Origin of the sequence: Paracoccus rhizosphaerae, from assembly GCF_026162645.1 — a bacterium.
GTDB classification, from domain to species: domain Bacteria; phylum Pseudomonadota; class Alphaproteobacteria; order Rhodobacterales; family Rhodobacteraceae; genus Paracoccus; species Paracoccus rhizosphaerae.
The window spans coordinates 64,853-90,624 of the sequence record NZ_JAOTBE010000008.1; the positions used below are offsets into that span (position 1 = coordinate 64,853).

Sequence of the window (25,772 nt, forward strand, 5' to 3'; positions counted from 1 at the left end):
CTATTGAAACGCTAATGCTTCAAGGTTGACCCGTTCTGGCTGGTGCGACATGAGTGCAACGGTCCGGGCGCGCCGGAACGGCTTGCCGGCGCCTGCCCATGAGCATGAAGGACAGCAGCATGATAATGGGCGACTCCGACGCCAAGTCCCGCGACATGGCCTTTCTCTCCGGTGGAGGCGAGTTGGGCGCCCTGGTACGAGGGTTCGACTGGTCGGCTACATCCATTGGACCGGCTGAGAATTGGCCTTCCACCCTCAAGGCAGCCGTGGGCATCATCCTGCGCGCTCCTGTCGCGATGGCTGTTCTCTGGGGAGAGGATGGCGTCATGATCTACAATGATGCTTACGCGGTCTTCGCACGCGACCGTCACCCGATGCAGCTGGGCATGAAGGTGCGTCAGGCTTGGCCAGAAGCCGCCGACTTCAATGACCGTGTCATGACGGTAGGGATGGCTGGTGGCACCCTTTCCTTCAAGGATCAGGAGTTGACGCTCAACCGGAACGGGATCCCCGCGCCGGTTTGGCTGAATCTTGATTACGCGCCGGTCATCGACGAGAGCGGCACGGCAGCGGGCGTTCTTGCGGTAGTGGTAGAGACAACCGAACGGGTTCTGGCTGATAGGCGGGTGCGAGCCGAGCGCGAGCGCCTGCAGCAGCTTTTCGCCCAGGCTCCCGGCTTCATGGCCATGTTGGAGGGCCCGGATCATGTCTTCGGTCTGGTCAATCCCGCCTACGAGCAGCTCGTCGGGCATCGAAAAGTCCAGGGAAAGCCAGTGCGCGAGGCGCTTCCCGAAGTGGTGGGCCAAGGCTTTATCGAGCTCCTCGACCGGGTTTATCAAGACGGGCAACCCTACACTGGCCGCTCGTTCAAGGTCGGCCTCCAGCGTGCTCCTGATGCTCCTGTGGAAGAGCGCTTCGTGGATTTCGTCTACCAGCCGATCGTTGATGGAGACGGGGCCGTTGAAGGCATCTTCGTCGAAGGGTATGACGTGACGGAGCGCGTTCACGGGGAAGCGCATCTGCGCCTCCTGATGAACGAGTTGAACCACCGGCTGAAGAACACGCTTGCAACCGTCCAGGCAATTATCCGGCAAACTCTGAAAGATCCCACCACGCAGGAAGCCTGCGAAGCCCTTAGTGCGCGTGTCAGTGCCCTTTCACGTGCCCAGGATGTGCTGACCAGGGACAGCTGGCGAGGTGCCGACCTCCTTCAGGTGGTTTCCGCAGCATTAGCCCCGCATGGAGGAGACGATCATAATCGTTTCCAGATCAACGGGCCGTCCATTCCTCTGGGCACTCGCGCTGCCCTGTCGCTCTCTCTTGCCTTTCACGAACTTGCGACCAATGCCGCGAAGTATGGTGCCTTGAGCACCAAGGACGGGCAGGTCGAGATTGTGTGGTCTGTCCAGCGGAACCCTGAACCCAGACTGCACCTTGAGTGGCGGGAGCGCGGAGGTCCGCCCGTGACACTTCCGTCGCGCAAGGGCTTCGGAACGCAGCTGATCGAGCGGGGAACGGCCATGGAACTGGACGCTGAAGTCTCCCTCCACTACCGGCCCACCGGCTTCGCCTTCACGTTCTCTGCAGATGTCGCATCACTTGCGGAACGGACAGAGGCTACGTCCTCGTGACGGCGCTCAGGGTGCTCCTTGTCGAGGATGAGATGCTGATCGCCATGGATATGGAAGACATGCTGGTGGCGATGGGATATGTCGTTGTCGGACCCGCAATGCGGCTTCAGAAGGCTGTTGAGAAGGCCCGCGTGGAGAACCTCGATCTGGCTGTTCTGGACGTGAACCTCGCCGGCGAACGATCATTTCCGGTCGCGGAGGTTCTGCGCGAGAGGGGGATCCCTTTCATCTTTGCGACTGGCTACGGCACGGCCGCTCTGACCGAGGAATTCGAAGGCACGATCACGCTTCAGAAGCCGGTAGATCCCGGCCAACTGAGGGCAGCAATAGCCCTTCTTCGATAGCAAGCAGATCTATAGGCGCACTGCCCGACGGCAACAGCACTTCATACTGCACGCCCAGCCTGTCGGCGTGGTGCATCGCGGCCTGAAGCGTCGGAAAGCTCAGTTCCACCTGACAGACGGTGTCGGCGCTTGAGGTCCAACCCATCAGCGGCTCGGTTCCCTGCCCAGACCTGCGCGCGAACGCGAGCCTCCACTGCCTGGCTTGCCCGGCCGGAAGTCATGGCTGATTTTGCGGGGCGCCAGATCCGCGCCACCGCATCCGAGGGAAGAGAAGACGACCAGGCCGGTGTTACCCGACCTATCGGCAGAAGCGTCGGGGCCGGTGCCGAACCATGGAAGCTGGCGTGGTTCATGTTCATGACAACCCCGGCCCTGCATATTGGATGGGCCCCATCTGCCGCAGATCGGACCCGGTTTCCTTCTCAGTGACGGATCTCGATGCGCTTCACGTGGTCAGGAGCCTGCGCCGCTTTCGGCAAGATAATGTACAGCACGCCGTTGTCGAAACGTGCCTCTGCCTTGTCCTTTTCGACACCCGCAGGCAGCGGGATATGACGCTCGAAACGGCCATAGAACCGTTCGCTGAACTGGCGGTCCTTGTCTTCGACGTGCTGGCTCCGCTCGCCGCGGATTACCAGGCGCTCGTCCTCCAGCAGCAACTCCACATCCCTTTCGCTCAGTCCCGGGATCTCGGCACTGACGCGGATTTCACTGCTTGTTTCTGCGATTTCGACCTTCGGCCATATCGCGCCCGAGAGTGGCAGGGACGGAAAGCCTGTTCCAAAGCCACCACCAGAGAACGGTAGTCGGGTGGGCACAGAGCGGAAGAAGTCGTCGAAGAGATGGTTCACCTCCCGCTGGAAGTTCAGGAAAGGGTCAAGATTGTCCTCGCGCGTCTGTGCCGGGGCCGGATTGTTTTCCTTGCGCCACCAGATCCAGTTGCGAGGAATAAGATCAGTCACACTCATCTGCTCCTCCATGATCTGTTCTGACAAAACCCACATGGATCATCCGGAGCACCGGGTTCCCGGTGCTCCTTCCAGTTATTCTCTCTGACGAGGTTCAGGCTGGATGCCGATCAGGCGGCGACAGGCTCAGAGGTCGTTTCAGCGACCTTCTCCGCTGCCTTTGAGCTTTGAAGCTGCTTCCGCTCCACCGGAGCGTCCGAAGCAATCTTGATCTGACGGGGCTTCATGGCCTCCGGGATCTCGCGCTTCAGCGAGATCGTCAGAAGGCCGTCGCGCAGGCTTGCCTCCTCGACTTGCACATGATCGGCCAGTTCGAACCGGCGCTCGAACCGAGCGGCGGGGATGCCGCGGTGCAGGTATTCGAACTCATCGCCCTCAGCCTTCTGGCCGGCGACAATCAGGTTGTTGCGTTCCTGCGTGATGGAAACTTCCGCATCATTGAAGCCTGCCACCGCAACGGTGATGCGGTAGCTGTCCTCCGCCGCTTTGACGATGTCATAGGGCGGCCAACTTTGGGCGGTGTTGAAGCGGGATGTCGTCTCCAGCGCATCCAGCAGACGGTCAAAGCCGACGCTCGACCGGAACAGGGGAGCAAAGTCAAACGTGGTTCTCATAGCCACATCCTCCATTGAGCAACATGGTCACAAGCTGTGAATGTCTCCGGATCATTCCGGAAGCGAATGCCGTCAAGGCCATTCGCGCCAGAAAAATTGAGAGCTGCATGGCCTGCCGTCAAGATCCTTGCGTCGCCCATTCACATCAATTTGACGCCCGGCTCCAAGGAGCTGCTGCGGCGAGCCTGAACGACTGTTCAGAGGATGTAGCACCCACCACGGCACATGGACTTGCCCGGCTTTTGTGGAGAGCGTTTAGCTCACTTCCCTTGCTTTTCGCTCGAAGGCGATGGAGCTTTGGAAGTTGAGATATGAATGTCGCCTGACGGGGTTATAGAACCCGTCGATGTATCTGGCGACGGCGTTTCCGACCTGTCTGCGGGATTGCCATGGGACCGGCCAGTTCAGCTGCGACTTGATGGTCTTAAAGAACGTCTCAACCATCGCGTTGTCGTAGCAGTTCCCGCGCCCGCTCATCGAGATCAGGTTGCGCCGGGGTGCGGTCCATGAGAGGCAAGCCCTCTTGGCAAGAGAGGCAATCTCAACTTCAACACGGGATACCGCCTCATTGTTTTCAAGAGAGATATCTTGGCATTGAAGGCAAACTAGGTGATCGCTACCAGCAAGGAACGTCGACATGATGCCGTGGGCTGATCCAGGGATATGTTAGCGACCTTGCAGCGTTATGCTGACGGCTGAGGTCCCAGCCTGAGCTCGGAGGATTGTCACATCTGCAACCTTTACAACCTCACGACCAATCAGCAGGCGATCCGTGACCTGGCGCAGGTCATGAACGACAGCCTCGGCAACCTGGAGCCCAGCATCGATGTCTATCCCGACCGTGCCGCACCCGTAGTGCGCAACACGGCTGAGGGCCGTGAGCTGGCCCGTCTGTCTTGGGGGATGCCCACGCCGCGGCAATTCCTGAAGGCGAAGGACACGCCGAACACCGGCGTCACCAACATCCGCAACAGCCGCAGTCCGCATTGGCGCCCCTGGCTCGGGGTTGCGAACCGCTGCCTGGTGCCAGCCACGGCTTTCTCAGAATACGGGCAAAAGCCCGACCCGGTGACGAAGCGCAAGCCGCTGCATTGGTTCGCCCTGAATGAGGCCCGACCGCTGTTCTTCTTTGCGGGCATCTGGACAGCGTGGAGCGGCACCCGCGGCTCGATGAAGACGCCACGCCCTGGCGAGCATCAGCTTTTTGCCTTTCTCACCTGCGAGCCGAACGCCGTGGTGAAGCCAATCCACCCCAAGGCCATGCCGGTGATCCTGACCACCGAAGACGAAATCGAGATGTGGATGACGGCAGAGTGGTCTGAGGCCCAAGTGGTGCAAAGGCCGCTGGCCGATGATGCGCTGATCGTGCTGCCGCCGGACGCACCCGATGAGCCGCAAGGGCGGCTGTTTTGACAGGGAGGGCGGGGCTCTGAAGATCGCCACCTATAACATCAACGGCATCAACGGGCGCCTGAAGACGCTGCTGAGCTGGCTGTCAGAGACCAACCCGGACATCGTCTGCCTGCAGGAGTTGAAGGCGCCGCAGGCGAAGTTCCCGGAAAAGCAGCTGGCCGAGGCAGGCTACGCATCCGTCTGGCACGGGCAAAGCCGCTGGAACGGCGTGGCGATCCTGTTGCGCGGGAGCGAGCCGGTGCTCACGCGACGAGGCTTGCCCCGGGATCCCGACCGCAGTCAGAGCCGCTATATCGAGGCTGCCGTGAATGGCCTGCTGTTGGGCTGCCTTTATGCCCCGAACGGCAATCCCGCACCGGGCCCGAAGTGGGATTATAAGCTCGCCTGGCTGAAGCAGTTCACCGCCCATGCCAAACACCTGCTCAGCTTGGACGTCCCGGTGATCCTTGCCGGCGATTACAACATCATTCCGACCGAGCACGACGTCTACAATTCGGACCGATGGCTTGATGATGCCCTGTTCCTGCCGCAGGTCAGAAGGGCCTATGCGTCGCTGCTAAAACAGGGCTGGCATGATGCCATCGCAACGATCCATCCCGACATGCCCGTCTATACCTTCTGGGATTATCTGCGCCATGCGTGGGAACGGAATGCCGGCTTACGGCTGGATCATCTCCTGCTCTCGCCCAATTTAGCATCGCGGCTCAAGGATGCCGGTGTCGATCGGAATATGCGAGGTCGGCCGAAAGCCAGCGATCATGCTCCCGCCTGGATCGTTCTCGACATTGAGTGATCTAATTTCTCTCTGAAGATCAGTCGCCTGCAACTTATAGACTTCCTTGGGAGAACTGGTTTCTGTATTGCTGCAGGCATTTGAGGAGGTCGCCATGGACATCAATTACAACGAACTGACGCTCGAGCAGCTGAAAGAGATCAACAAGAAATCAGCCGCAGCCATTGCTGATTTCGAGAACCGCCGGAAAAAGGAAGCCATTCAGAAAGCGACCGAGATCGCGAAGGCCGCAGGCTTTTCCTCGCTGGAAGACATGCTGGCTGCTCAACCCGCAAAGCAGAAGGTTGAGCCGAAATACCGCCATCCGGAAAACCCCGAACTGACCTGGACCGGTCGCGGCCGAAAGCCCGGCTGGATCGCAGAGGCTCTGGAAGCCGGAAAGCCGCTGGACGACTTCGCAATCTGACCGAACTCAATAGCCCCCTTCCGCAGGGGGTTACTTTTTGGCCAAGGCACGCGCCTTATCCTGCATCCGGTTGATGGACTCGGCCACACCTGATGTCGCCTGGAAGACTGCTGGATGTGAGGCAAATGCTTGAGACCCACGACCAATCGCGCTTTCGCCCCGAACGGTTTGCCTGGCCGCTTGAGCCGTGGTTTTCACAGCTGAGGCCGCGTTTTTAGCGCCTCCCATATAAGACCCTACACTTCTTCCCGCCATGAGGCCGACGGCCGCCAAGCCCATCATCTGCATGTTTCCTGAAACTGAGGAGACGAGGGAGGGCAGCAGGGCCATGCAGAGCAGGATCAGGATCATCAGGACGATGAATGGTACAAAGGCCCCGATACTGGCGAAGTTGGCGGTCCCAATGCGGCCCACCAAGTCGGTTCCCATGGAGATCATGATTGAGAAGATCGAGGCGATGAACAGGGGGTAGAGGGACCAACTGACGCAAGCCGATACCCACCGCTCGAAGAACCCCTTTGTTGCCTCAAACAAGGTCAGGGCAATGACGATCGGGGCGAGACCCAAAAGGACGGTAATGACCACCTTCGGGAAGAGGATCAGCACGGCAGACACGGCCGAGATGGTGCCGATCAGCAGAAGGCAGATCCCGGAGACAACGGCGGTCACAAACCACCCGCCCATCTCCGCGGCGATGTTCGTGGCCGCGAGCGTGAAGTTGTTCATCATTTCGTCGATGGCCGAGGCGAAGCCATCGGTGATTGTCGGCCCGCCCAGGCCATCTCCGCTCGAGGCCAGAATGCCGCCAGCCGTGGCCTCGATGGCCTTCTGGATACCGCCCGCCACAGCCCAGAACTGGTTCCAGTTCCAGGCGAAGATGCCGATCAGGGCCAGCTTGATCATCAGGCTTAGACCGTGGCCCCAGGTCATGGGACGCAATTGCAGCATCATGTTGATGCCGACCAGAGCCACGGCGAGAACCGCCATATAGCCGACGAGGGTTCCAGAGGCTTCCACCAGTCCCAGGAATGTCGATCTGGCGGCATTGGTCAGGAAGGACTCCGCTGAATCCACGATGAGCTGGACAGCGGACATGTCAGCGCTCCCGCCACGCTTTGCAGATGTCCAGCGCCTCTTTCAGGGTCTTGCCTGCTTCCCGGCCAAGCTGAGCCGAAAGTCCAAAGATCCCGTCGCGATCCTTGCCATCCGTCAGCTCCTGATACTGCCGTTCGGCCTCGTCCCAGGACGGAAACTCCACCTCGCAGGCGCAGGAGTTCGTTTCGATGATCGCCTGCTGACGACCAATATTGTAGAGATGTTGCAAGATCAGGGACCGCCGCGCCTCTGCGGGAGGCAGATCATCTGCCCATTGCGGTAGCGCAGGCATGACGCAGCCATGCCGCGACATCTTTGCGCCGGCTTGAGGTTCGGACAGGTCCGGCACCTTGAAGTCCAAGACGTCCCGCTCAGCCTGGACCGCTTCCGCCATTTTTCCCAAGTCCGGAACAGGCGGGGGATCAGCGCGAACCACACTGGTCATCACCACTGCCCCGGCAATCATGCCAACGGCTGCCGCCGCTGCACCACGCAGCATCGAGTTGCGGTCAAACATGGGGCGCTTCTCCTTCGTCGCCATTGTCAGGAATGTAGAATTCGAGAACGCCGCGATCCCCGCCGGCACGGCCGGTCTGGATCACCACGTCGATGGAGCTGCCGATGTAGCGCAGCGTGTCCGTATAGGTCAGCGGCAAATCCGCCTTCAGCGCCATGATGGCGAGCTTTGCCAAGGCCAACTTCGGCGTCTCGGCATGGATCGTAGTCAACGAGCCGCCGTGGCCGGTGTTGATGGCCTCGATAAAGGTCATGGCTTCCTTGCCGCGCACCTCGCCAACGATCAGACGGTCAGGGCGCATTCGCAAAGAGGAGGTGAGAAGAACATCCGGCGAGCGGGTCCGGCTGTCGCGGTCGGCAACCAGCGTCACGACATTGGGCTGCGCTGGCACCAGCTCTGCCGCGTCCTCGATGGTGATCAGCCTCTCGCTGTCGGGAACATAGGACAGCATCTTGCGGGCAAAGACGGTCTTTCCGCTGTCTGTCGCCCCTGCGATCAGAGCATTCATCTTGTGCGTGACGATGAAGGCCATGGCCGCGTCGATCTGGCCTGTGGCCGCCAGCTCCTTCAGCTCGCGCTTCAGACCCGCACGGGCCGCGTCCACGGAGAACTCCCGGCCATGGAGGTATTTGACGGTGATCTGGTCGAGCGGCAGGGTGGAAAAAAAGCGCAGCGAGATCGCCGCCCCCGTCGAGACTGCGGGGGCCGTGACCACCTGGGCGCGGATGGGCCGCCCCTTGTAGGTCACGGAGGTGGAGATGATCGGGGCATTCTTGCCGATGGTCAGCCGCCCGGCACTGGCGATGCGTCGGCCGAGATCGTCAATCTCCATCGCGCTCATGGGTGTGCGTTCGACCGGCTGCATGGCCGCGTCGCCATGCTGGAGGGACCAGATGCGCCCGTCCGGGTTGATGGCGATTTCCACAAGGGCGGGGCTGTCGATGACAGGTCCGATCGCCGCCAGGGCTTCATCAAGATAGCTGCCGTGGCTCAGGTCATCCATCCTCAGAATATCTCCAAATCGCGGTCCACCATCACCGTGACGCGGGTGCCCTGGGCCACGGTGATCGTCGGGGGGATCGAAATGTATTTCCCGATGGCTGCATCCGTGGCGCTGCCAAGAGCATCCGATACGCCCGTTGCGGCCTCTGACCCGCCCGTCGAGATGGTCACGCCACCGTCGCTGTCTTCATCTTCAAGAAGAGAAGGAATGGCCGAGATCGTTGAGATAAGTGCCGCCGCGCTGAGGCGCTTGAAGAAGTGGCTGTTGACCTTGCCGGTCGTGCCCGAGCGGCCAAGCGCGTCACCGCCGAAGGAACTGATCTGCACCGATTGGTTGTCGGGCATGATGATCCGTTCCCAGGCCACCAGAAGACGGTTTTGCCCGGTCTCCACATCCGCCGAATAGCTGCCGATCAGTTTGGAGCCCCGCGGAATGAGGATGCGCGAGCCGTCATAGCTGACCACATCGGTTGTCACGACGCCCCGGATTGGTCCTTCAAGCGTCGAGTCGATGGCGGTTTCCAGAACGGCCTGGATCATCGTGCCCTGCGTGACGGTATTGGCCGGGTTGACGATGATCTCCGCGCGCTGCACCTGCACCGGGCGTCCGGCATTGCGCACAAAGGCGGCATCGTCGCTGAGTTTTGCTGCCTGCTGCGCGGCGGCCGCATCACCAAAGCCCGCGGCCTCTGCAATGGCCCCTCCCGAACCATCGCCGCCGCCGACCGCGATCATCGCCGATTGCAAGCGCTGCTGTTCCAGCTCAGCGGCCCCTTCCGCCGCCTGCCGCCGCTGCGCCAAGGGATCATCGTGACTGCCCGTCACAAACCTCCCACCACCTTGCAGGCGCAGCATGTCCATTTCATTGTTCAAGCCGGCAATCTGCAGATCGCGGTCGCTCAGCATGTTCTGCAGCTCGCGCTCGCGGTCTTCCGCTTGCTGGCGAAGCTGCTCCAACTCATCGCGTATCGTGGCAAGGGCCTCGCTATCGCTATCGCCGTCAGATGCCGGAGCATCACGCCCGGGTGCGGGCCTGGACAAGGCATCGACCTGCGCTTGCAGACCCCGGATCAGCTCAACGACCTCCGAATTGTCGGGGGCTGGAGCCGGGGCCGGTGCAGCCTCCACCACGGCCGCAGGTTCGGGCGCGGGTTCATCGCGCGGAGGCCGGTCCATGTCACCGAAGCCGGTTCCTTCCGGCTGGAACTCCTGGGCCTGCCTGACGGGAAGGACCGTCTCGCCTTCCGGCTGGCTATAGACATAGACGGCACCGGCCAAGACGGCCGCGCCGCCGAGAGCCAGGGCCAGCTTGGCCGCACCGGGCTTGCTGGCCCGCCCGGTCCCCTCTGTCCCGGCGTGACCATTCAGGGAGGCAAGCCGCTGACGAAGATCGTTGTTTCCCCCCTCGCTCACTTCACCAACCTCACGGCTTTCATCATCCCCACGGTGGACTCGACGGACCCCAGGCGCAGCACCCAGAAGGGGCTTGTGCCTGTCACGCGCACCACGCCATCAGGCATGGTCTGAGAATTGACCGTGACCTCCTGTCCAGCCGTGACCTTGAAGATCGCGGGCAGCTCGCCGTTGCGGCGGAACTTGAAGTAGGTGAAGGCCCCGTCATCCCAGACCTGCGTGGGCGTCGTGCCGTTCACCACGTTTCCGCCATAGTCATGGTTGGCAGGTCCACGGGCGATCTGCCGGTTTGTAGGCGTCGTGCCCCCCGAGGCGCGCGGATAGGTGAAGCGGACCACCGAGAACTGCGCAGCGGGCGTCTCCGAGGCCTCGAAGTAATACTGCCGCTTGTTGGTATAGACGTTGATATTGGTGGCAGCCCCACTGGTCGTGGGCTTCATCACGAAGGCACTGCCGCCCGGCACCGCGTCAAAGTTGAAGCTGACGGTATCACCCGCAATGACAGAGGTGATCTGTTCATCCGGGCCGAACTCCACGGACGTGACCCGACCCATCTGCGTCTGGATGCGGTAGACCTGACCATCGACCCACTGGGCATAGCGGACCCGCGCATCGAGATGTCCGGCCCGGGGCGTGACTTCCGCCCAAGCTGCGGAGACACCCGTGCTGGCAGCAGCCAGGGCTGCAACAAAACCAAGAGCGAGTTTCATTGGGCCTCCAGCCGGTCAGAGGTGATGGCATATTCGTAGACACTGAAGCCAAAGGGGTTCGTCCAAACCTCATCAAGAGGCCGGGCTTCAGTGGTCTCGTAGCGGAAGGCCAGGGTGGCGCTGAAGAGGCCCTCGGTGATGCCCGCATCATCGACCAGGCGCTTGCGCAGCCGGACCTGGGCGCGATCTTCGGTGATCAGCGTGACCGACAGGATCTCCACATCCATGCGGGCGCGGGCTCCGTATTTCCGTTCCGGGTAGTCGGGGCTTTCCGAGGACCAGAGGCTGCGCATCGAGGTTAAGGCCGCGCCGGATGAGCGGTCTATCACTGAGCGGACCCGCAGATCATTGTCGAGCTGGTTGAAGGTCTCGCGGTCGCGCACATAGGAATGGACAAGCGACTGGACGACCGCATCTCGGTGATCGAGGGATATGGTCTGCAGGTTCGCGGTCGGCAGCGCCATACCGCTCGATGGATCAAAGGGCACGAGGACCGGAGCCGGGGTTTCGTGACTGGCCGCGACAACGGCTGCCATGAGGCAACCGAAGGCACCAAAGCCCCAACCAACTATCCCGAACTTCTGCCAGAACGCGCCACGGCGGCGTTCGCCATAGATCAGCTCTTCCTCCGTCTCGGAGACCATCGGAGCGACGGGTGCGGCTTTTGCCCATCTGTTTTTCCTGAGATCAAACATCGGGCCTTACCTCAGGTCCGGCATGGTGAAATCGAGCATTTCCTGTTCCTGCGCCCAGGCACTCGCCTGCGACACATCCGACATGCCCATCCCGTAGCTCTGCATGGCAAGAAGCTGGTTGTTCAGGATCAGCTCCTTGACCGCCTCGCCCATCATCCGGGTGTTGAGATCAATCGCCTCCTTGATGCCGGTCTGCTCCGGGATCTCGGCCACGAGCGTCTCGAGGCGCTGAAGGCTGACAGAGGTCTCGCGCTGCGCGGTATCGGCGGTCGCCGCCACAAGGGCCCCTGTCGTGGCCTGTGTCGCCGCCCGCTTTTCTGCCACGCTGCCGCTCTTGCCCATGGTCTCGACGCGGGCAGGATCGAGGCCCGCCCTGGCCATGGTCGATTTGGCGGAGGTCTGGATTGCCGTGCGATAGCTTGAGGACAGGCCCGACCAGTCGCCCGTGCTGGCCGATCCAGCGGCTTGCAGGATGCTGGTCATCTTCGGGTCCAGAACCGTATCAAGGCCGCCGCCCATCAAAAGGCCCTGAATATCGGCCTTGCCGGTCAGGACGGCATAGATCCCTTGCAGCTCCGCCGTCTGCCTTTGCAGCTCCGCCAGTTGATCAACAAGTTGATCGAGCATGTCCGACTGGATGCCGAAGTCTTCGAGCATCCGCTTGATCTGGGTGATCTGCTGGGCAACTGACTGCGTGTCGATGGTCGGCACGCCCTGGGCATAACCGGATGACGTGACAGCCAGCATCGAGGTCAGGCACAGGCCTGCACCGAGACATAAACTGGTGACGGTGTTTCGCATCACAATCTCCCTTGGAAATCCAGAAACTCTCGCTCCTGGGCATAGGCCGCTGCCGCAGCGACTGCCTCGGCCGAGAGCGGCTTCGATCGGGTCGCGATCAGCCGGGTCCGAATGACCAGAAGGCGGGCAAATTCCGCCCGCACATAGCTGTTCAGCGCCATCGCCTCGGCCGCGTTTTCCACCTGATCAAGGCGCGACATGACATCGTTGAGCCGGGCCATTGCCAAACCCATGTCTTGCCCGGCCTCGTCGGCATATTGGGCAACGGCGCCGCCGATCATCGCCTTCTCGGCATTCGCCAGATAGGCGGCCTCAACGGAGCCGATTTGATCCGCCGCCCCGAGCTTCGCCATGTATTGGCGGTACTTGGCGGGGATCACCTGAACGTATTTGCGGGTTTCCGCGAAGGGCGGCACGCCGCCATGCTTGCGAACATTGCCTGCCCCTGCGTTGTAGGCCGCCAGTGCCAGGATCATGTCGCCGCCAAAGGCATTGAGTTGCTGCGCCAGGTACCGCGCGCCGCCCTCTGCCTGAACGGAGGGGTCTGAGCGATAGGTGGCCCGGATGCCCAGATCACCGGCCGTATCAGGCATGATCTGGGTCAGGCCATAAGCCCCGACCGGCGACTGCGCATGAGGGTTGAAGCGACTTTCCTGCCAGATCATCGCCTGGAGCCAGCACCGCCACTGGATCAGCGACAGGCCCGCATGCTGAAGATGATGTGTGTCCTTGGCGGCACGGATGATGATCTCCTCGACGTTTTCCCGGCCCTCGCCAAAGAGCAGCTCAGCCGCCGTGCTGTTGTCTGTGGCATAGACCGCCTGCTTTCTATCCGCTGCCGCTTCAAGGTCCGCGATCATGGCAGCGGCCCCTGTGCCGCCATCCGGCAGGGTCATTCCGCCCGACACATCGCCCAGGGCTTTGAGTTGCTGGCGATCTGCCTCAAGCCTCCTGCGCGCTTCCTCCGCCTTCTGCCGTTGCAGCGCCAGGTCAGCTTCCAGATGCGCGGTGATTTCTGCTTCCTTGGCGTTCTTGGCCAGGTCCACGACCGGAACGCCTTGCGCCAGCGAGGTGCTGGAGAGCATCAGCGCCATGAGCGGCACGGCTGCCGCCGACCAGCCGGAGAACAGCCGATCAAGGCTGCGCATACGGCCCGTCCTCGACCACGTTTTCGTAAAAGCCGACCTTGTGAACGGCATCTTGCCGCGCCTCGCCCCAGAGCTCAGGCAGGGGCCGCAGATCGCAGGTCAGATCGCCGCGCGGGGTGAAGCATCTGCTGTCGATGGGCTGTGACTGCGTGCCCGCGCAGGCCGACAAGGCAAGAGATGCAAAGAGCACTAGCACGACAGGGTTACGCATCATCAAGTCCTTTCCAGAAATCGGGCCGTGTCCGGTAATCCGCCCCCACAAGGGCCTCACCGGCCTTCATGCCGCCGAGGATGGTCAGGAGCGGGCCAAGGGCCGAGAGATCGGTGTCGATCACATGCGAGCCGTCATCGGAACGCAGGAGCGCGACGCGCGAGCCGGGGTTCACCCCCATGAGGATTTCCAGCTCCTTTTGGTTCAGATTGAGGCCGTCATAGTCACTGACACTGGCTTCCTTGTTCGGGAGCAGCATCTTCGTGGGCAGGGCTTGCAGCAGCGTGCGCCCATGCGCCGAAGCGTTCAGTTGGTGCGCGAACTGCGTCATCATCACGACAACAGTGTTTTGCTTGCGCGCCGTGACGAGCCAATTCTCGATGCGACCCGCGAAATAGCTGTTGTCGAGGGCCTTCCAGGCTTCATCAATGATGATGATCGTCGGGCGCCTGTCCTCGATCTTCCGCTCGATGCGGCGGAAGATGTAGGACAGAACCGCCATGCGGGCCTTCTGGTTGTCGGTGTCCAGAATGTCGGTCAAGTCAAAGCCGACAAACTGGCCGTCGAGGGAAAAGCTGTCTTCGACCTCGTGACCGAAGATCCAGCCGAAGCGGTGGCCGGCGGTCCATTCGTTCATCCTGTCGGCAAGCGCGCCCCCATCATGGGTGGCACCGACCAGTTGCGCAAACTCGCTCCAGGTCCGCAGCCGCGGATTGCGGGCTGCCGCGTTCTGGCGCACGGCATGGCGCACCGCCCGCGACTGTTCAGGCTGAAGGGCTTCATGCCCGCTTTCCATCAGATGGATCAGCCAGTCGCTCAGCCATTCCTGTCCGGCTGCATCGGTTTCCGTCCAGAGCGGATTGAGGCCGGTGCGCTCGCCCGCCTTCAGTTCGGAATAGCTGCCGCCAAGGGCGCGCACCGCCATTTCCATGCCCCGCCGATAATCGAAGACAAAGACCCGAGCGCCCACCCGCTGCGCCTGTGCTGCCAGAAAGGCGGCCTGCACCGATTTGCCCGATCCCATGCGGCCAAGGATGAGGGTGTGGCCGTTGGAGGGTTCTTTCCGTGGATCGCCTTCCTCATGGAAGTTGAAGCGGTAGGCGCTGCGCGAGATGGACGGAAACCAGGTGATGTTGGTGCCCCAGGGCACCCGTGAGCTGGGCTTGCCCATGGCCGCGCGATGAAGCGCGGCCATGTCGGCAAACTGTTCGTTGGTGATCGCGCCTTCCCGGATGCGGAAGGCCCGGTTGCAGGGGTGCTGGCCGAAATACACCGTCCGCGCGGTGTAGCCTTGAGAGATCAGCTTCACGCCGGCGGTGACGGCGATATTGCGGATCATCGAACTGATGCGGCCAAGCTCTTCTTCGCTGTCTGCATAAACCGCGACCGCCATCTGGTGCTGCCCGAAGGTGATCTCCCCCGAGGCCAGCCGGTTCTGACCATTTTGCAGTGCGAGGATCAGGTTTTCGGCCTTGTCGTTGATCGCGTCCCGGCGGCGCAATTCGCGGGCGACCCGCTCCTCCATGACGCTGTTGTTGACCGGCACGAAGTAGTTGGAGACCACCATATCCACGGGCAGGTCCAGCTCGTCGAACATGGTGACGAAGGACTCGCGCGGATATTCCTTGATCGAGTAGATGGTGCCGACCCGATCCGGCAGGCTGCCGCCGCTCAGATAGATCTTGTCCCCCTTGAAGGTGACGCGGGTGTTCGAGACGGTTTCCGCAATGGTGCGGTCGAAGGCCGTTTGAAAGGTCGGAACCTCGATGCCCGTGCTGATGCTTTCGAGAAAGCCGAGCAATTCGCCGCTCTCTGCCGTGAGCACGCGCGGCTCTATGCCGGACAGGGCCGAGCAGAAAAACGAGACAACCTCGCTCAGTTGTGCCACCTGGGCATCGATCTGGCCTGCCAGCAGCGCGCGTGATTTCCCGATGCTGAACGGGATCTTCGAGAGCACGTCCGGCCGCTTGATGACGGTGATCGTGATCGTGTGTTCGCGCAGGTTCGAGCGGCCCATGAAGCCTTGCCACCGCCGGTCGATCGCGGCCGCCATGCTGTCGCCGGTCACGGGTGGCAGGCTGGTGTCGATGCGTCGCGAAATCTTGTGAACCGTGTAGGCGAACCTGTCGCCCGTTTGCGCGATGATGCTGGCAAAGATGTCCTTGGCGCGGTCCAGCAGGTCATCAGCCACGGTCAGGCTGTTCAGCCCACTGACCCGGATGCACTGGAAGAACTCGTTGCCCCTGGTGCGGATGGTTCGGTCACCCAACAGAGACACATAGGGCAGCATGGCGGCCACCGACTGTTCCTTGCGCACCCAAGAGGGCAGCACGTCGAGGGCGGCAGGCCCGATCCGAGGATCATGGTTCATAGCTGTCGGCCCCCCAGAGGTCCTTGTTTCTGGTCCGGCGGGTCTGACGGCTGACGACAGTGACCACATCGAAGAAATGAGGGTCCCATTCCGCCGCAAGCCAGAATGCTGGATAGGCAAGGGCTGAGAAGAGAAGCGTCCAGAAGCTCTCGGCCCATACAAAGGCCAGGACGGACCCCGCCATCCAGATCACGGCATAAAACATCGGCAAGCCCATGAGGCGAGGCGGGCGGATGAGGCCGAGGAAAAGCAGGGACCGTCTGAGCATGGGATCAGGCGCCCCACATGGCGTTCACGATGGTTGCCGCGCCGGCGACGATGGCGATACCAGCCACGACGTAGACGACCGTGCGGAAGTCCACGTAGCCCATCAGCCAGGCAGCACCGATGCCGATCACGGCAAGCGTCGCCATGGCCTTGCCGAGCGGCCCGGTCAGGGTATCGGCGATGCCGGTCAGGATATTGGTGATCGGGCTCAGGTTGATCGTGCCAGCCGCCAGGGCGGGCGAGGTCATCAACACGAGAAGGCCGACTGCCAGGAGCGCGCAAAGCGCCAGATTGAACGCCGAAATTGGCATGGTGTTGTTCATAGGGTGTCTCCGTTCAGTCGGGAAAAAACAGCCATGACCTTGCGGACGTGGCCAATGGTCTCGCGGTAGGGAGGGATGCCGCCGTGGCGCGAAACGGCCTCGGGACCGGCGTTGTAGCCAGCCAGAGCCAGCTCTTTCGTCCCGAAGCGACCCAGAAGAAAAAGCAGGTAGCGCGCAGAACCATCGAGGTTCTGGTGCATGTCGTGGGGGTTTACGCCGAGAGCTGCTGCCGTCGCGGGCATGAGTTGACCAAGACCGATCGCTCCGACATGGCTGCGGGCCTTCGGATTGTAGGCGCTCTCGATTTCGATATTGGCACGGTAGAAGTTCCGCCACTCGGTGACGGACATGTCCGCTTTGCGCAAAGCAGCATGACCGCCATAGCGCATCGCTGTTTGATCAATGGCATTGAGAACTTCTGGATGTGCCGCAACTGCCCGTGGCGCTCGAAAGCCTGCGTCCGGTTGGGCCAGGAGCGGCATAGAATTTTCAGCGCTCAAAGCCTGACGTTGGGCTTCCCTTATTATCGGTTGCCCGCCGGCGCCATAGTGGCGGGCGAAACCGTTGCTTTGCTCTCTGAATTGGAAGGTTCCGTCGGACCCGGGCACAAGGACCATGCCATTTCCGAGGCAGGCATTTGCGCCAAGTGTCAGCCCCCCTATTAGGCAGATCACTGCCGCCGGGGTGAGGTTGCGGAGGGAGAATTGCGCGGAAGACTTAGCTCCGGTTTTCCTTCGATGGTTTTTCGGAAACTGACTGAATCGTTCGGCCCCCGGAGAAGAACGGAATATCCAGATGCGCGAAACCAGCTTCGTGCATGAATGAGGACAGGCCGTTGATGGTTTTAAAGACCCTGACCTTAATCTCGTCCATGTCATCGACGCGTCGCGGCGTCGTGACGAGCAGCTTCTCAAACGTGCCTTCTGAATTGACGACGCGAATGATCCACTCGCCGTACCAGACAGAGGCTTTGCGATAAGCCGCAACCTGACACACGACCTCAGCCAGGTAGCCGCTGGCAATAAGCTTTCTGAACCTGGGTTCTGTAACCACATTCGGCGCTTCTTTATTCAGTTCGCTTTCCACGCCTGTGGTCCTCCAACTGGTCGGACCAGGCACCCTCCGCGGGTGTCCCAGTCTTACGAGATTATAATATCACCAGCAACCCTATAGTGTTGCTGAACGCGACTTTCAGATCGCGCGGTCATCACTATGATGTGGAACCACGAAATCCTAGCCATTTCCGGGGAGGCGTGGACTGCACTGGCAGGTTGAGGGGCGGCATGCGGGCTAATCTGTCTGCTGATGCGGACCGCCTTTGCGGCAGCGCCTGGATTTGCCGTGCGCCGCCCAACGCTACCTTCCACGCCTTGACGGGGGAGCCGCTCGCTGAGCTCCAAAAGGCGCGAATGGTTCATAGGAACGCGGTCAGGCTACGTGAGCGGCCGGGAAGTAAGGCAGCCCGCAGAGCCGCCTTTCTCGCGACGTGTTCGCGCTAAGCCACGCCAACAGTCGGCATGGCTGCATTTTTCATTCGTAGATCACGTTCTCGCATCTCTCGCGCTTCCACATCACCGCGACCTGCCCGGTGTTCCACCTGTAGAGCCAACCGACGACTTCCCGCGAGTTCTGATCGAGGACGCGCTTGATCGGGTGTGCCTGCTCTCTTTCACCGAGCGATCCGAACATGTCGTTCTCGGTAGGCACGAACTTTCCACCTTGTATACCCATATTTCTGCTCCCACGGGCGTTGTGGCCTGGCAACGGAGCTCGCTCCAATGCCAAGCCATTTGTTCATTCGCGGTTAATGAACTATGGTCGCTTCCCTGATCACGGCATGATGCGAAATCCTGCGAAGCACAACGAAATGAAGCCACGTAACATGCTGACCAAGAATAAGAAGTTTTTCGTTCCTCCGAGTGGCGACGGCAGGGACTTCAAGGCGTTGTTCAAGCATCTTGCTGCTGCTGGTGCGGGGCGGCCTGTCGACGAAAACGGCTTCCCACAAGGACCGTGGACACCAGACCTTCTGGCAGAGGCAATCTCGCAGATCGACGCAAACCGGGCGGGGGTCGACCTGCGCACCGTCCAGCTCTGGTTTCAGGACAACGACAAGGGCATCAGCCCCGACAACATCCGGTGGCTGGCACGGATCTTCGGATGCGACGACCCCGAGGCGACAAGTGCATGGCAAGCTGAACTGACTGCCTCACAAGGGCGACTGATTGCGCAAAGGCGGAAGCGCCGAAAGCCGTTGGCCGGCAGTGAGCAAGAGGTCGGCACGTCCGAGAAAGAGGCGGTCGCCGTGGACGGCACGATCGCCACGGATGCAACAGACGATCGGGTGCCCGAAAAACAGTCGGTCAAAGGCTTCAGCCTTGCTCAAAAATCGGAGGCGATCTTTGGGAGGGGATCGTTTCTGGACCTGCCAGCATTGGTCTTCGCGGGTGCAGTTGCGCTTGGGTTCATGTCCCTCTTCCTGGGCGTTCACAGTGTCGCCTACGCCGAAGGCGGCGGTGTTCCAAAGCAGGTCGGGTTTCTCTGGGCCCCGAACTGGACCCTCCTGTTCATGATATTCATGCCCCTTTTCCTTGCCTTCTCCCGAGAGGTGTTGGGCTACTGGAAGAATGAGGGCCGGGCGCAGCTCGCTGCAGCAAGTGGCGGCGCAGGCGGCGATGAAGGATGGATGAAGAAAGTCGAGGCCTCGCCCCTCACCTACTGGGCAGTCTTTCTTGTCTGTGTCGGGTTCGCCGGTATTTTCCAGTGGATCAGCGTTCGCTTGATCCCCTTGCTGGACGGTGGTGGCGACTATGCTGTCGACTGGGGATCTGCCGCCATCCTGAGGCCCGATGTCATATCAGTAGCTGAAGAGGCGACCCTCACAGGATTTGCCTACATCTACATGAGCCTGTGTTTTTATCTCTTCTTTGTCGGCAATATCCTGCTCTACACCCTGGCCTATGATTATGGGGACCTGAGGAAACTGGCGGACAATACTGGGAGATTATCAGCGCTTGCCGGATCCGCTGGCGAAAGGATCATGCGAGTCATTTTCAGATGCACTCTATCGGGCGTGCTTATTGCTATCTGCATGAAGCTTCAGTCCATCTACCTGGTGATAAACAGCCCGAACATTCTGCAATGGATAATTCAGGATTTCTTGTCGAGTGTGATCGGGCGGGATACCGGGGTAAGTTGGCAGGACTACAGTACCCCAAATCAATACACGAGCCTTGTCGTCGTTTTGGTGACTTGCTTTACCTTCTTCTATGCATCTACTCGGATAGGCGCCATTCCTGGATATGGCACAGCTCGAATGAGAATGGCGGCAGCCGTCGTGCTGCTGGTCGCAGCTTATCTCACGATAGGTGCGTTCAATGGCTTCTCGATCCTGCTCTGCATCTCGGTGCTTTTTGCAATCTGTGGCCTGCTTGATCCGTGGCTAGGGACCCGGCGAAAGCGCACGGGAGAGAGCGCAATTGTATCATAGCTGGCTTGACCGTTGGGACGAACGTCGAGCGCGGCGCGGAAACGCGGTGAAGGAACAAAGCCCGTTTGTCCTCGATGCGCGGCTAGCGCTCCCTTTTTCGGGAATGGAAGAAATAAACCTAGATGATTTCTGTGATCTTGCTGAGCTGGCGGCGGCTAACGCCTCGTTCTTCAATGAACCCAAAGGGTCTAATCTAGACTTCACATGGCAAAAGGGATGGATCAAGTTTTCGTCCAGCATTTCCACAGAAACTGCTGAGAACAATCTTGTCAGTGCCAAGGTGACAGAAAGCCAGTCGAGGAAGAAGGCGCTCATCGTCTTCCACCACTGGAACGCAAGCACGCGGTATGACCACATCGCCAAATTCCTCTCCAGACGCGGCATTACGGTGGTCCAGATCGCACTGCCATATCACTTCGAGCGCAGCCGTCCGGGCTCTCAGTTCGCCGACTACATGCTCAGTTCGAACCTGGGCCGGACCATCCAGTCGGTCCGACAAGCGGTTCTGGACGGAAGGAAGCTGATACGCGTCCTGAAACACAGAAATTATGAGCAGATTTCGGTCTTGGGCATGAGCCTCGGATCCTGGGTTGCCGGCCTTGTCGCAGCCAACGACCCGGCAGTCAAAAAAGCTGCGCTGTTTCTGACCGCGGGAAGTCTCGCTGACATGGTTTGGACAGGGCGAGCCACAGAGCATATTCGCGCCAGCTTGGCAGGGCAAATCGACGTGACCCAGCTCAGCAAAGCGTGGAGTCCGCTGAACCTCGAGAACTATGTAGCGCAGTTAGCGCGGCCCGGCTTGGAGCTTCAGTTATCGTTGGCGAAAAGAGACACGGTGGTATTGCCCCATCTATCACAGCCTCTGGTAGCGATGCTGCGGCAGGCAGGAGCCAGAGCTGACGTTCTCGAGCTAAACTGTGGACACTATTCATTTGCACTACCACCTTACATCCTGCGCACCGGTCTCCGCACATTGCGGCTGCTGGCATGAGGAACACCACCCTGACCGTCGTCACCGCCAACCGCAATGGGCAGACCCGCGCGAATTTTGGGGGAAGCTACATCCGGGCTACGCTCGGCTTCCGTTTTCCCCAAAAATTACCACCTGCAGTGTCGTGCTGTTTTCAATACCGGCCCGTCATCTAGAGCTTTATGACCTCAGATCCGGTCGCCCCGCAGAGCGGCCGCACTAATATCCGGCGTTCAGCGGTCATGGCTTAGGCGGACGGGACCATTTTGCTTCATCGCTGTTGAGGCCAAGGGGGCAAGTGCGGCGATTGTGACCGTCTTGCTGCGCGAGGCCCCGCAGTGACCCGCTTATGGAACCAGCGGGTGAGCGCCCAACTCGGCTGATGGCGCAGCCAGAGCCATGCTCACCTGCCTCCTCAGAGCCTTTCCAGCAGACACGCCCGAGAGCATTTCTATTGTATCTTCGGCAACATTTCAGGCTAGGCAACGCGTAGTATTCTGTCAGCCACAGCCCGGCCGGATGATCGGGAACGTCGAGATGACTGTAACCCGCGGCCTGTACCGCGGCCCGGTTTTGAGACAGCGCTTTGCGCCGGTCATGCCACCAGCTTGAATCTTGTGGCGGCTTTGATTTCAAGAGCCTTCTGCTCGGCCCGGATCTGATCGGGCGTCTTGTGCCCGTGCCGTTCCCGGAGCCAGCTGGCGTTGTAGAGTGCGGCGAAGCTGGCCAGCGCCTGCCGCAGTTGCTCCACCGTGGCGAAGTGCCGGACCCAGAGGAGTTGCTCTTTCAGCGTCCGGATCGCCCGCTCGGCCACGCCGTTGCCCTCGGGCTGGCGGACGAAGGCGGGCGAGCTGGTCACGCCGATGAAGTGGACCTCGCGCTGGAAGTCGCCCGACATGTAGTTGGAGCCATGGTCGTGGCGCAGGGTGAGGCCCGTCGCCACTCCGGCCCTTTCAAGCGCCCCGAAATGCTTCGCGATCCCCTGCTTGACCGGCTCCAGCGCTTCCCAACGGCTGGCGCCGGAGGCGGCGTGGATGCCGACGAACTCACCCGAGCAGTGATCCACGGCGACGAAGACATAGGCTCGACCCTCGGCGGTCGTGAAGGTCTCTGTCATATCCGTGCCCCAGACCTGGTCCACCCGCTCGGTCACGATTGTTCCGTCATGAGAATGCGCCGCCCGAGGTGCCGGCCGGTGAGGCGCAAGCAGGCCGTGCTCCTTCATGATCCGCCGCACCCGACGTGCAGCAGTCCACAAGCCCCGCAAGCGCAGCCGCGCCCAGATCTTGCGATAGCCCTCGCCCGTGAAGGGGGAAGCCTCGATGATCTCCCGGATCGCCGCCAGAAGGTCGGCGTCGCTGGCGGCGCCTTGTGGGCCCCGACGACGGCGGGGAGGGTGCGGCTCGTTCGCCGCCATCGCAAAGCGCCGCCGATACAGGCTCGCTCGTGACAGGTCTCGGCCGCGAAAAGGACGCGGTCGCGCCATTCCGACAACCGATGCGCCGGCACGTTCAACTCCCGCGACAACGTCTCGAGGCTCTCGCCCCGCATCAGCCGCCGCACCGCGACCAGCTTTCTCTTTGCGGAGACGCGCTTGCCTCGACCGGCCTCGGCCCCGCCGCCGCCAGCGTGTGGAGCGCACGTCGTCGGGGCCGAGGCCTCCGTCGCGCCAGACTTCAACTCGTTCTTGTCGTCCATGTTCTACCCCCGTTCCTACGGAAAAGTAGCGCTCGACGCTGTCTCAAGAAACCGTGCCCCAGCCCAGGGGATCATGAGCTTTACACCTGCAGCGTCGAACGCTCCTGCAAGGGAAACTCCAGCACAAAGCGTGTTCCGGGGGCAGCGTCCTGCCACTCGGGCTCTCCGCCGAGTTGACGGCCCAGACTGGCGATCAGCTTCATGCCCAAGCTCTTGGCGTTTTCTGCATCGAACCCGGGCGGCAACCCGTGTCCCTTGTCGCACACTGTCAGCCTCAGTTGCCCCGGTTCTCTGGGCTGGATAGGCCAGCCACCATGGCGAGGCTGTTCTTGACCCGGTGGCTGATCTCACGTGTCAGCACCTCCTGGTGAGCCACGGCCTTCTGCAGCCGCGCCTCGCTCTGTTGCCGGGCCTCCTCGACCCGCTGCCGCTCGAGCGCCACGCCAAGCAGATTGGCAAAGCCCTGCAGGAAGGCCAGATCCGCGGCCGTGAACCGTCCGGGGGTTGGGCTGTCCACCTCGAGGACGCCATAGCGCTGGCCATCTTCCTGGATGAGCACATTGATCGCCCGCTTGATCCCGTGTTCCACGAGCAGGGCCGGGGTGCGGAAGCGGGTCTCCTCCGCCAGGTGGTTGGAGATGATCGGCTCGCCGGTGTGGAAGGCATATCCTACCGGGCTCTCCGTATCGGCTGCGGTGCGGGCATGGCCCACCACGCCGGGCTTCCACCCGACGCCGGCTTGCACAACGAACTGCTTTCCTCTGGCAGGTACTTCATCACCTTGCAGAAGTCGCTGTGGAGGCCAAGGGCGCAGATGCGCGAGGCTTCCTGCAGCAGCGCGTTGGTGTCGTGGGTCCGGAGCGCGTACCGCCCGAACTCCGACACAAGCTCTTGCTGCCGAAGCCGGTAGGCCAGTTCCTCGGAAGTGTCGCCACCCTCTTCGGGAGCCGCAGCCGATGCAGTCGTGTTATCGTTGCTCATGCTGGTATCTCGGAGTGAAGCTGACCGGTTGATCGGCCTGGCTCCGTGCCATTCTCTGTACAGAGCTTTGCATGCCCAATACCTAGTCGTGACACCGACTCTGCCATCAGCCGCCGGCTCTTTGTCAGAGGTTCCTGAAAGATGCAAGCCATTGTACACAATCGTACCGCAAGGCTGTCACTGGTTGCCCTGCCGCTCCTTCGGCAAGCTCTCGATGTTCTGTGGAGGAGATGCTTCAAGCGGATCAGTCCGCTTGCTCTCGACCCTCCAAAAGTCGATCAGATGGGTTTTCTGGATGTTGTCGACGAACAGCTGTTCCGACCAGGTGTGCTACCGCGCGGCATCGGCTTCATCCACAGATCTCGTTCGGTGAGGACGATCCCGTCGGCTCGTTGACGCAAGCTCACGTCGCATTTGCTCGGGATTTTCGTAGCATAGTACGAAGAACATCCCGTCACAGTAACCTGATTCCACGTGCCTCAGCAGGGCATCTTGAACGTGAATACGGTCTTCTCTTGATCCGATACGACCGTCACCTTGCCGCCATGTGCCTTGGCTATCTCGGCCGCGATATAGAGGCCGAGGCCCAGCCCTTCTCGCCGCGACGTGTCGCTTCCTTTCTTGAATGGCAAGAAGAGCGAAGCAAGGCGGTCTTCAGAAATGGCCTCGCCTTTGTTCGCCACCTGCAACGTGAAGCTGTCATCGGCCACACAAGCTGATACGCGGATCGGTCGATCCTGCGCACCATGAGTGATCGCGTTACCCAAAAGGTTCGAAAGCAGCTGCGCGACTCGGGCGCGGTCGCAGTCAACAGGCTGCGGGACGTTGATGTCTGCGATAATCTCATGGCTTGGCGCGACAGCGCGAAACTCGGAGATAATCAGATCCAGCGTCCCTCCAAGATCGGCGGTAGGCACACGGTCGAGGACGATGCCGTCGCCCAGCCTGTTGCGCGCGTGGTCCATGAGGTTGTTTACGAGGTCGCCCATCCGCCGAGCCGTGGCATCCAGAAGCGTTATGGTTTTCTTCTGCTCCGGATCAGCTGAACGCGCCAGCATGCGTAGCCCTGCAAGCATCGCCGCAACAGGATTGCGAAGATCGTGCGCGAGGATCGCCATGAACTGCTCCTGCACTTCGGCGAGATGCCGTTCGCTGACAAGCTCCTCCTGCACCTCTTGCAGCCTTTCGCTCACCTCCAGACTGTCGCCCACCAGCTTCGCGAAGAGCCGCACCATCTTCAGGATGCGCGGATCGTCGAGGCGGTTCGGTTCAGGATCCAGCGCGCACAACGTCCCGAAGAACGTTCCGTCCGGCCGCAGAACCGGAATGGAAAGGTAGCTCCGGAAGCCGTAGATCTGTGGCGTATGATGGTCCCGATATACCTCATCGCACTGCACGTCGTTGATGACGATCTCGGACGTCTGGTGACGAACTTCATGGCAGAGGGTCGATTCAACCTCAAGCTCATCACCAGGTTCGAGGCCGAAGTCGAGGTAGTCGATCGTGCTGCACGTGATCCAGCGCTGCTCGTTCACACGGGCGATGGCCGCAAACCTGAGGCCCGTCGCAAGGCAGACGGTCTCAAGCATGGTCGGGACCATCGTGTTGTCACGCACCGCGGCAATATCACGGGAGAAGTCATGGTCAGCCAACTTGCGGTCAGAAAGAGCCGATCTGGAAGTGGCAGGGTTGTTCACTGCAATTCACCGGTTTGGGACATTGGCACATGCCTTTAGTTGATCGGCCGCGGCGGTTCCTCCATGCCCACCATATACCGTAGTTGAGTTCCTTTGGGTCACGTCCGTCAAGCTGGTGTAATTTCCCGGGAGGCCTGAGGGCATGATCAGGCGGCTTTCGTGGTTATGCTGAGAATGGGGTCGATCTCCTCGGTGTCGATGCGGGCGAAGGCCT

The 25,772-nt window shown here is 61.0% G+C and carries 27 protein-coding genes and 3 pseudogenes; 7 read left to right on the forward strand and 23 right to left on the reverse strand.

The features are described from left to right. The first annotated feature begins 98 nt into the window (after window positions 1–98). Both OC184_RS05280 and OC184_RS05285 read left to right on the forward strand, forming a co-directional pair. Window positions 99–1,631, forward strand: coding sequence for a sensor histidine kinase (locus OC184_RS05280; RefSeq protein WP_265506142.1), 1,533 nt, complete (start codon window positions 99–101; stop codon window positions 1,629–1,631). 11 nt (window positions 1,632–1,642) lie between these two features. Further along, window positions 1,643–1,975, forward strand: a complete 333-nt coding sequence (locus OC184_RS05285) for a response regulator (RefSeq protein ID WP_265506166.1) — start codon at window positions 1,643–1,645, stop codon at window positions 1,973–1,975. On the opposite strand, the pseudogene OC184_RS20445 reads toward OC184_RS05285, so the two are convergent. The 4 genes and pseudogenes from OC184_RS20445 to OC184_RS05300 form a co-directional block, all read right to left on the reverse strand. Then, a pseudogene (locus OC184_RS20445) lies at window positions 1,914–2,168 on the reverse strand (NADH dehydrogenase ubiquinone Fe-S protein 4); the annotation flags it as partial. The gene OC184_RS05285 and the pseudogene OC184_RS20445 sit on opposite strands and share 62 nt — an antisense overlap. A gap of 229 nt (window positions 2,169–2,397) precedes the next feature. Continuing rightward, a complete protein-coding gene (locus OC184_RS05290) occupies window positions 2,398–2,955 on the reverse strand; it encodes an Hsp20/alpha crystallin family protein (protein ID WP_265506143.1) in 558 nt (185 codons plus the stop codon). Between the two features lie 98 nt (window positions 2,956–3,053). After that, window positions 3,054–3,557, reverse strand: coding sequence for an Hsp20 family protein (locus OC184_RS05295; protein ID WP_265506144.1), 504 nt, complete (start codon window positions 3,555–3,557; stop codon window positions 3,054–3,056). A 273-nt stretch (window positions 3,558–3,830) separates the two neighbouring features. Further along, window positions 3,831–4,040 (reverse strand): annotated as a pseudogene (locus OC184_RS05300) (integrase core domain-containing protein); the annotation flags it as partial. A gap of 246 nt (window positions 4,041–4,286) precedes the next feature. Here OC184_RS05300 and OC184_RS05305 point away from each other — a divergent pair. From OC184_RS05305 to OC184_RS05315, 3 genes are read left to right on the forward strand one after another with little or no spacing between them, the layout of a single operon-like run. Continuing rightward, window positions 4,287–4,970 (forward strand): SOS response-associated peptidase, encoded by a 684-nt coding sequence (locus OC184_RS05305; protein ID WP_265506167.1) that lies wholly within the window; start codon window positions 4,287–4,289, stop codon window positions 4,968–4,970. After that, window positions 4,945–5,763, forward strand: a complete 819-nt coding sequence (gene xth / locus OC184_RS05310) for an exodeoxyribonuclease III (RefSeq protein ID WP_265506145.1) — start codon at window positions 4,945–4,947, stop codon at window positions 5,761–5,763. The genes OC184_RS05305 and xth overlap by 26 nt, the downstream gene beginning before the upstream one ends. Before the next feature lie 46 nt (window positions 5,764–5,809). Next, on the forward strand, window positions 5,810–6,169 hold the full coding sequence (locus tag OC184_RS05315; protein WP_265506146.1) for an H-NS histone family protein: 360 nt from the start codon (window positions 5,810–5,812) through the stop codon (window positions 6,167–6,169). A 30-nt stretch (window positions 6,170–6,199) separates the two neighbouring features. On the opposite strand, the gene OC184_RS05320 is transcribed toward OC184_RS05315, so the two are convergent. The 15 genes from OC184_RS05320 to OC184_RS05390 all read right to left on the reverse strand — a co-directional run bounded on the left by OC184_RS05320 (window position 6,200) and on the right by OC184_RS05390 (window position 18,429). Beyond that, window positions 6,200–7,264, reverse strand: a complete 1,065-nt coding sequence (locus OC184_RS05320; RefSeq protein ID WP_265506147.1) for a type IV secretion system protein — start codon at window positions 7,262–7,264, stop codon at window positions 6,200–6,202. Window position 7,265: 1 nt separating this feature from the next. Continuing rightward, window positions 7,266–7,805 (reverse strand): hypothetical protein, encoded by a 540-nt coding sequence (locus OC184_RS05325; protein ID WP_265506148.1) that lies wholly within the window; start codon window positions 7,803–7,805, stop codon window positions 7,266–7,268. Continuing rightward, complete coding sequence (locus tag OC184_RS05330; protein WP_265506149.1) at window positions 7,774–8,784, reverse strand: ATPase, T2SS/T4P/T4SS family; 1,011 nt, start codon at window positions 8,782–8,784, stop codon at window positions 7,774–7,776. Before OC184_RS05330 ends, OC184_RS05325 begins: the two co-directional genes overlap by 32 nt. A 2-nt stretch (window positions 8,785–8,786) precedes the next feature. Beyond that, window positions 8,787–10,196: a TrbI/VirB10 family protein gene (locus OC184_RS05335; protein WP_265506150.1), complete on the reverse strand. Its 1,410-nt coding sequence runs from the start codon at window positions 10,194–10,196 to the stop codon at window positions 8,787–8,789. After that, window positions 10,193–10,906 (reverse strand): TrbG/VirB9 family P-type conjugative transfer protein, encoded by a 714-nt coding sequence (locus tag OC184_RS05340; protein WP_265506151.1) that lies wholly within the window; start codon window positions 10,904–10,906, stop codon window positions 10,193–10,195. The genes OC184_RS05335 and OC184_RS05340 overlap by 4 nt, the downstream gene beginning before the upstream one ends. Further along, the gene (locus OC184_RS05345) at window positions 10,903–11,550 is read right to left on the reverse strand and encodes a virB8 family protein (protein ID WP_265506168.1); all 648 of its coding nucleotides are present in this window, start codon (window positions 11,548–11,550) and stop codon (window positions 10,903–10,905) included. The genes OC184_RS05340 and OC184_RS05345 overlap by 4 nt, the downstream gene beginning before the upstream one ends. A gap of 57 nt (window positions 11,551–11,607) precedes the next feature. Then, entirely contained in the window at window positions 11,608–12,402 is a 795-nt protein-coding gene (locus OC184_RS05350) for a type IV secretion system protein (protein ID WP_265506152.1), read from the reverse strand. Next, complete coding sequence (locus tag OC184_RS05355; protein ID WP_265506153.1) at window positions 12,402–13,550, reverse strand: lytic transglycosylase domain-containing protein; 1,149 nt, start codon at window positions 13,548–13,550, stop codon at window positions 12,402–12,404. The genes OC184_RS05350 and OC184_RS05355 overlap by 1 nt, the downstream gene beginning before the upstream one ends. Then, window positions 13,537–13,761, reverse strand: a complete 225-nt coding sequence (locus OC184_RS05360) for a hypothetical protein (protein ID WP_265506154.1) — start codon at window positions 13,759–13,761, stop codon at window positions 13,537–13,539. The genes OC184_RS05355 and OC184_RS05360 overlap by 14 nt, the downstream gene beginning before the upstream one ends. Next, window positions 13,754–16,132, reverse strand: coding sequence for a VirB4 family type IV secretion system protein (locus tag OC184_RS05365; RefSeq protein ID WP_265506169.1), 2,379 nt, complete (start codon window positions 16,130–16,132; stop codon window positions 13,754–13,756). Before OC184_RS05365 ends, OC184_RS05360 begins: the two co-directional genes overlap by 8 nt. Then, window positions 16,122–16,400, reverse strand: a complete 279-nt coding sequence (locus tag OC184_RS05370) for a type IV secretion system protein VirB3 (protein ID WP_265506155.1) — start codon at window positions 16,398–16,400, stop codon at window positions 16,122–16,124. The genes OC184_RS05365 and OC184_RS05370 overlap by 11 nt, the downstream gene beginning before the upstream one ends. A 4-nt stretch (window positions 16,401–16,404) precedes the next feature. Beyond that, on the reverse strand, window positions 16,405–16,722 hold the full coding sequence (locus OC184_RS05375) for a TrbC/VirB2 family protein (RefSeq protein WP_265506156.1): 318 nt from the start codon (window positions 16,720–16,722) through the stop codon (window positions 16,405–16,407). After that, complete coding sequence (locus OC184_RS05380; RefSeq protein WP_265506157.1) at window positions 16,719–17,339, reverse strand: lytic transglycosylase domain-containing protein; 621 nt, start codon at window positions 17,337–17,339, stop codon at window positions 16,719–16,721. The genes OC184_RS05375 and OC184_RS05380 overlap by 4 nt, the downstream gene beginning before the upstream one ends. A gap of 100 nt (window positions 17,340–17,439) precedes the next feature. Next, a complete protein-coding gene (locus OC184_RS05385) occupies window positions 17,440–17,808 on the reverse strand; it encodes a hypothetical protein (RefSeq protein WP_265506158.1) in 369 nt (122 codons plus the stop codon). A gap of 444 nt (window positions 17,809–18,252) precedes the next feature. Then, a complete protein-coding gene (locus tag OC184_RS05390; protein ID WP_265506159.1) occupies window positions 18,253–18,429 on the reverse strand; it encodes a hypothetical protein in 177 nt (58 codons plus the stop codon). A gap of 175 nt (window positions 18,430–18,604) precedes the next feature. Between OC184_RS05390 and OC184_RS05395 the strand changes: the two genes are divergently transcribed. Both OC184_RS05395 and OC184_RS05400 read left to right on the forward strand, forming a co-directional pair. Beyond that, window positions 18,605–20,212 carry an RcgA family putative transporter gene (locus OC184_RS05395; RefSeq protein ID WP_265506160.1) on the forward strand — a complete coding sequence of 536 codons (1,608 nt, stop codon included), beginning with the start codon at window positions 18,605–18,607 and terminating at the stop codon, window positions 20,210–20,212. A gap of 46 nt (window positions 20,213–20,258) precedes the next feature. After that, on the forward strand, window positions 20,259–21,203 hold the full coding sequence (locus OC184_RS05400; RefSeq protein WP_265506161.1) for an alpha/beta hydrolase family protein: 945 nt from the start codon (window positions 20,259–20,261) through the stop codon (window positions 21,201–21,203). 574 nt (window positions 21,204–21,777) lie between these two features. Here the strand turns inward: OC184_RS05400 and OC184_RS05405 are convergent. The 4 genes and pseudogenes from OC184_RS05405 to OC184_RS05420 all read right to left on the reverse strand — a co-directional run bounded on the left by OC184_RS05405 (window position 21,778) and on the right by OC184_RS05420 (window position 25,558). Further along, window positions 21,778–22,880: pseudogene (locus OC184_RS05405) on the reverse strand (transposase). Window positions 22,881–22,960: 80 nt separating this feature from the next. Further along, entirely contained in the window at window positions 22,961–23,083 is a 123-nt protein-coding gene (locus OC184_RS05410; protein ID WP_265506162.1) for a hypothetical protein, read from the reverse strand. 71 nt (window positions 23,084–23,154) lie between these two features. Then, on the reverse strand, window positions 23,155–23,625 hold the full coding sequence (locus OC184_RS05415) for a GAF domain-containing protein (protein WP_265506163.1): 471 nt from the start codon (window positions 23,623–23,625) through the stop codon (window positions 23,155–23,157). Between the two features lie 715 nt (window positions 23,626–24,340). Then, window positions 24,341–25,558: a GAF domain-containing sensor histidine kinase gene (locus OC184_RS05420; protein ID WP_265506164.1), complete on the reverse strand. Its 1,218-nt coding sequence runs from the start codon at window positions 25,556–25,558 to the stop codon at window positions 24,341–24,343. Window positions 25,559–25,772 lie beyond the last annotated feature (214 nt).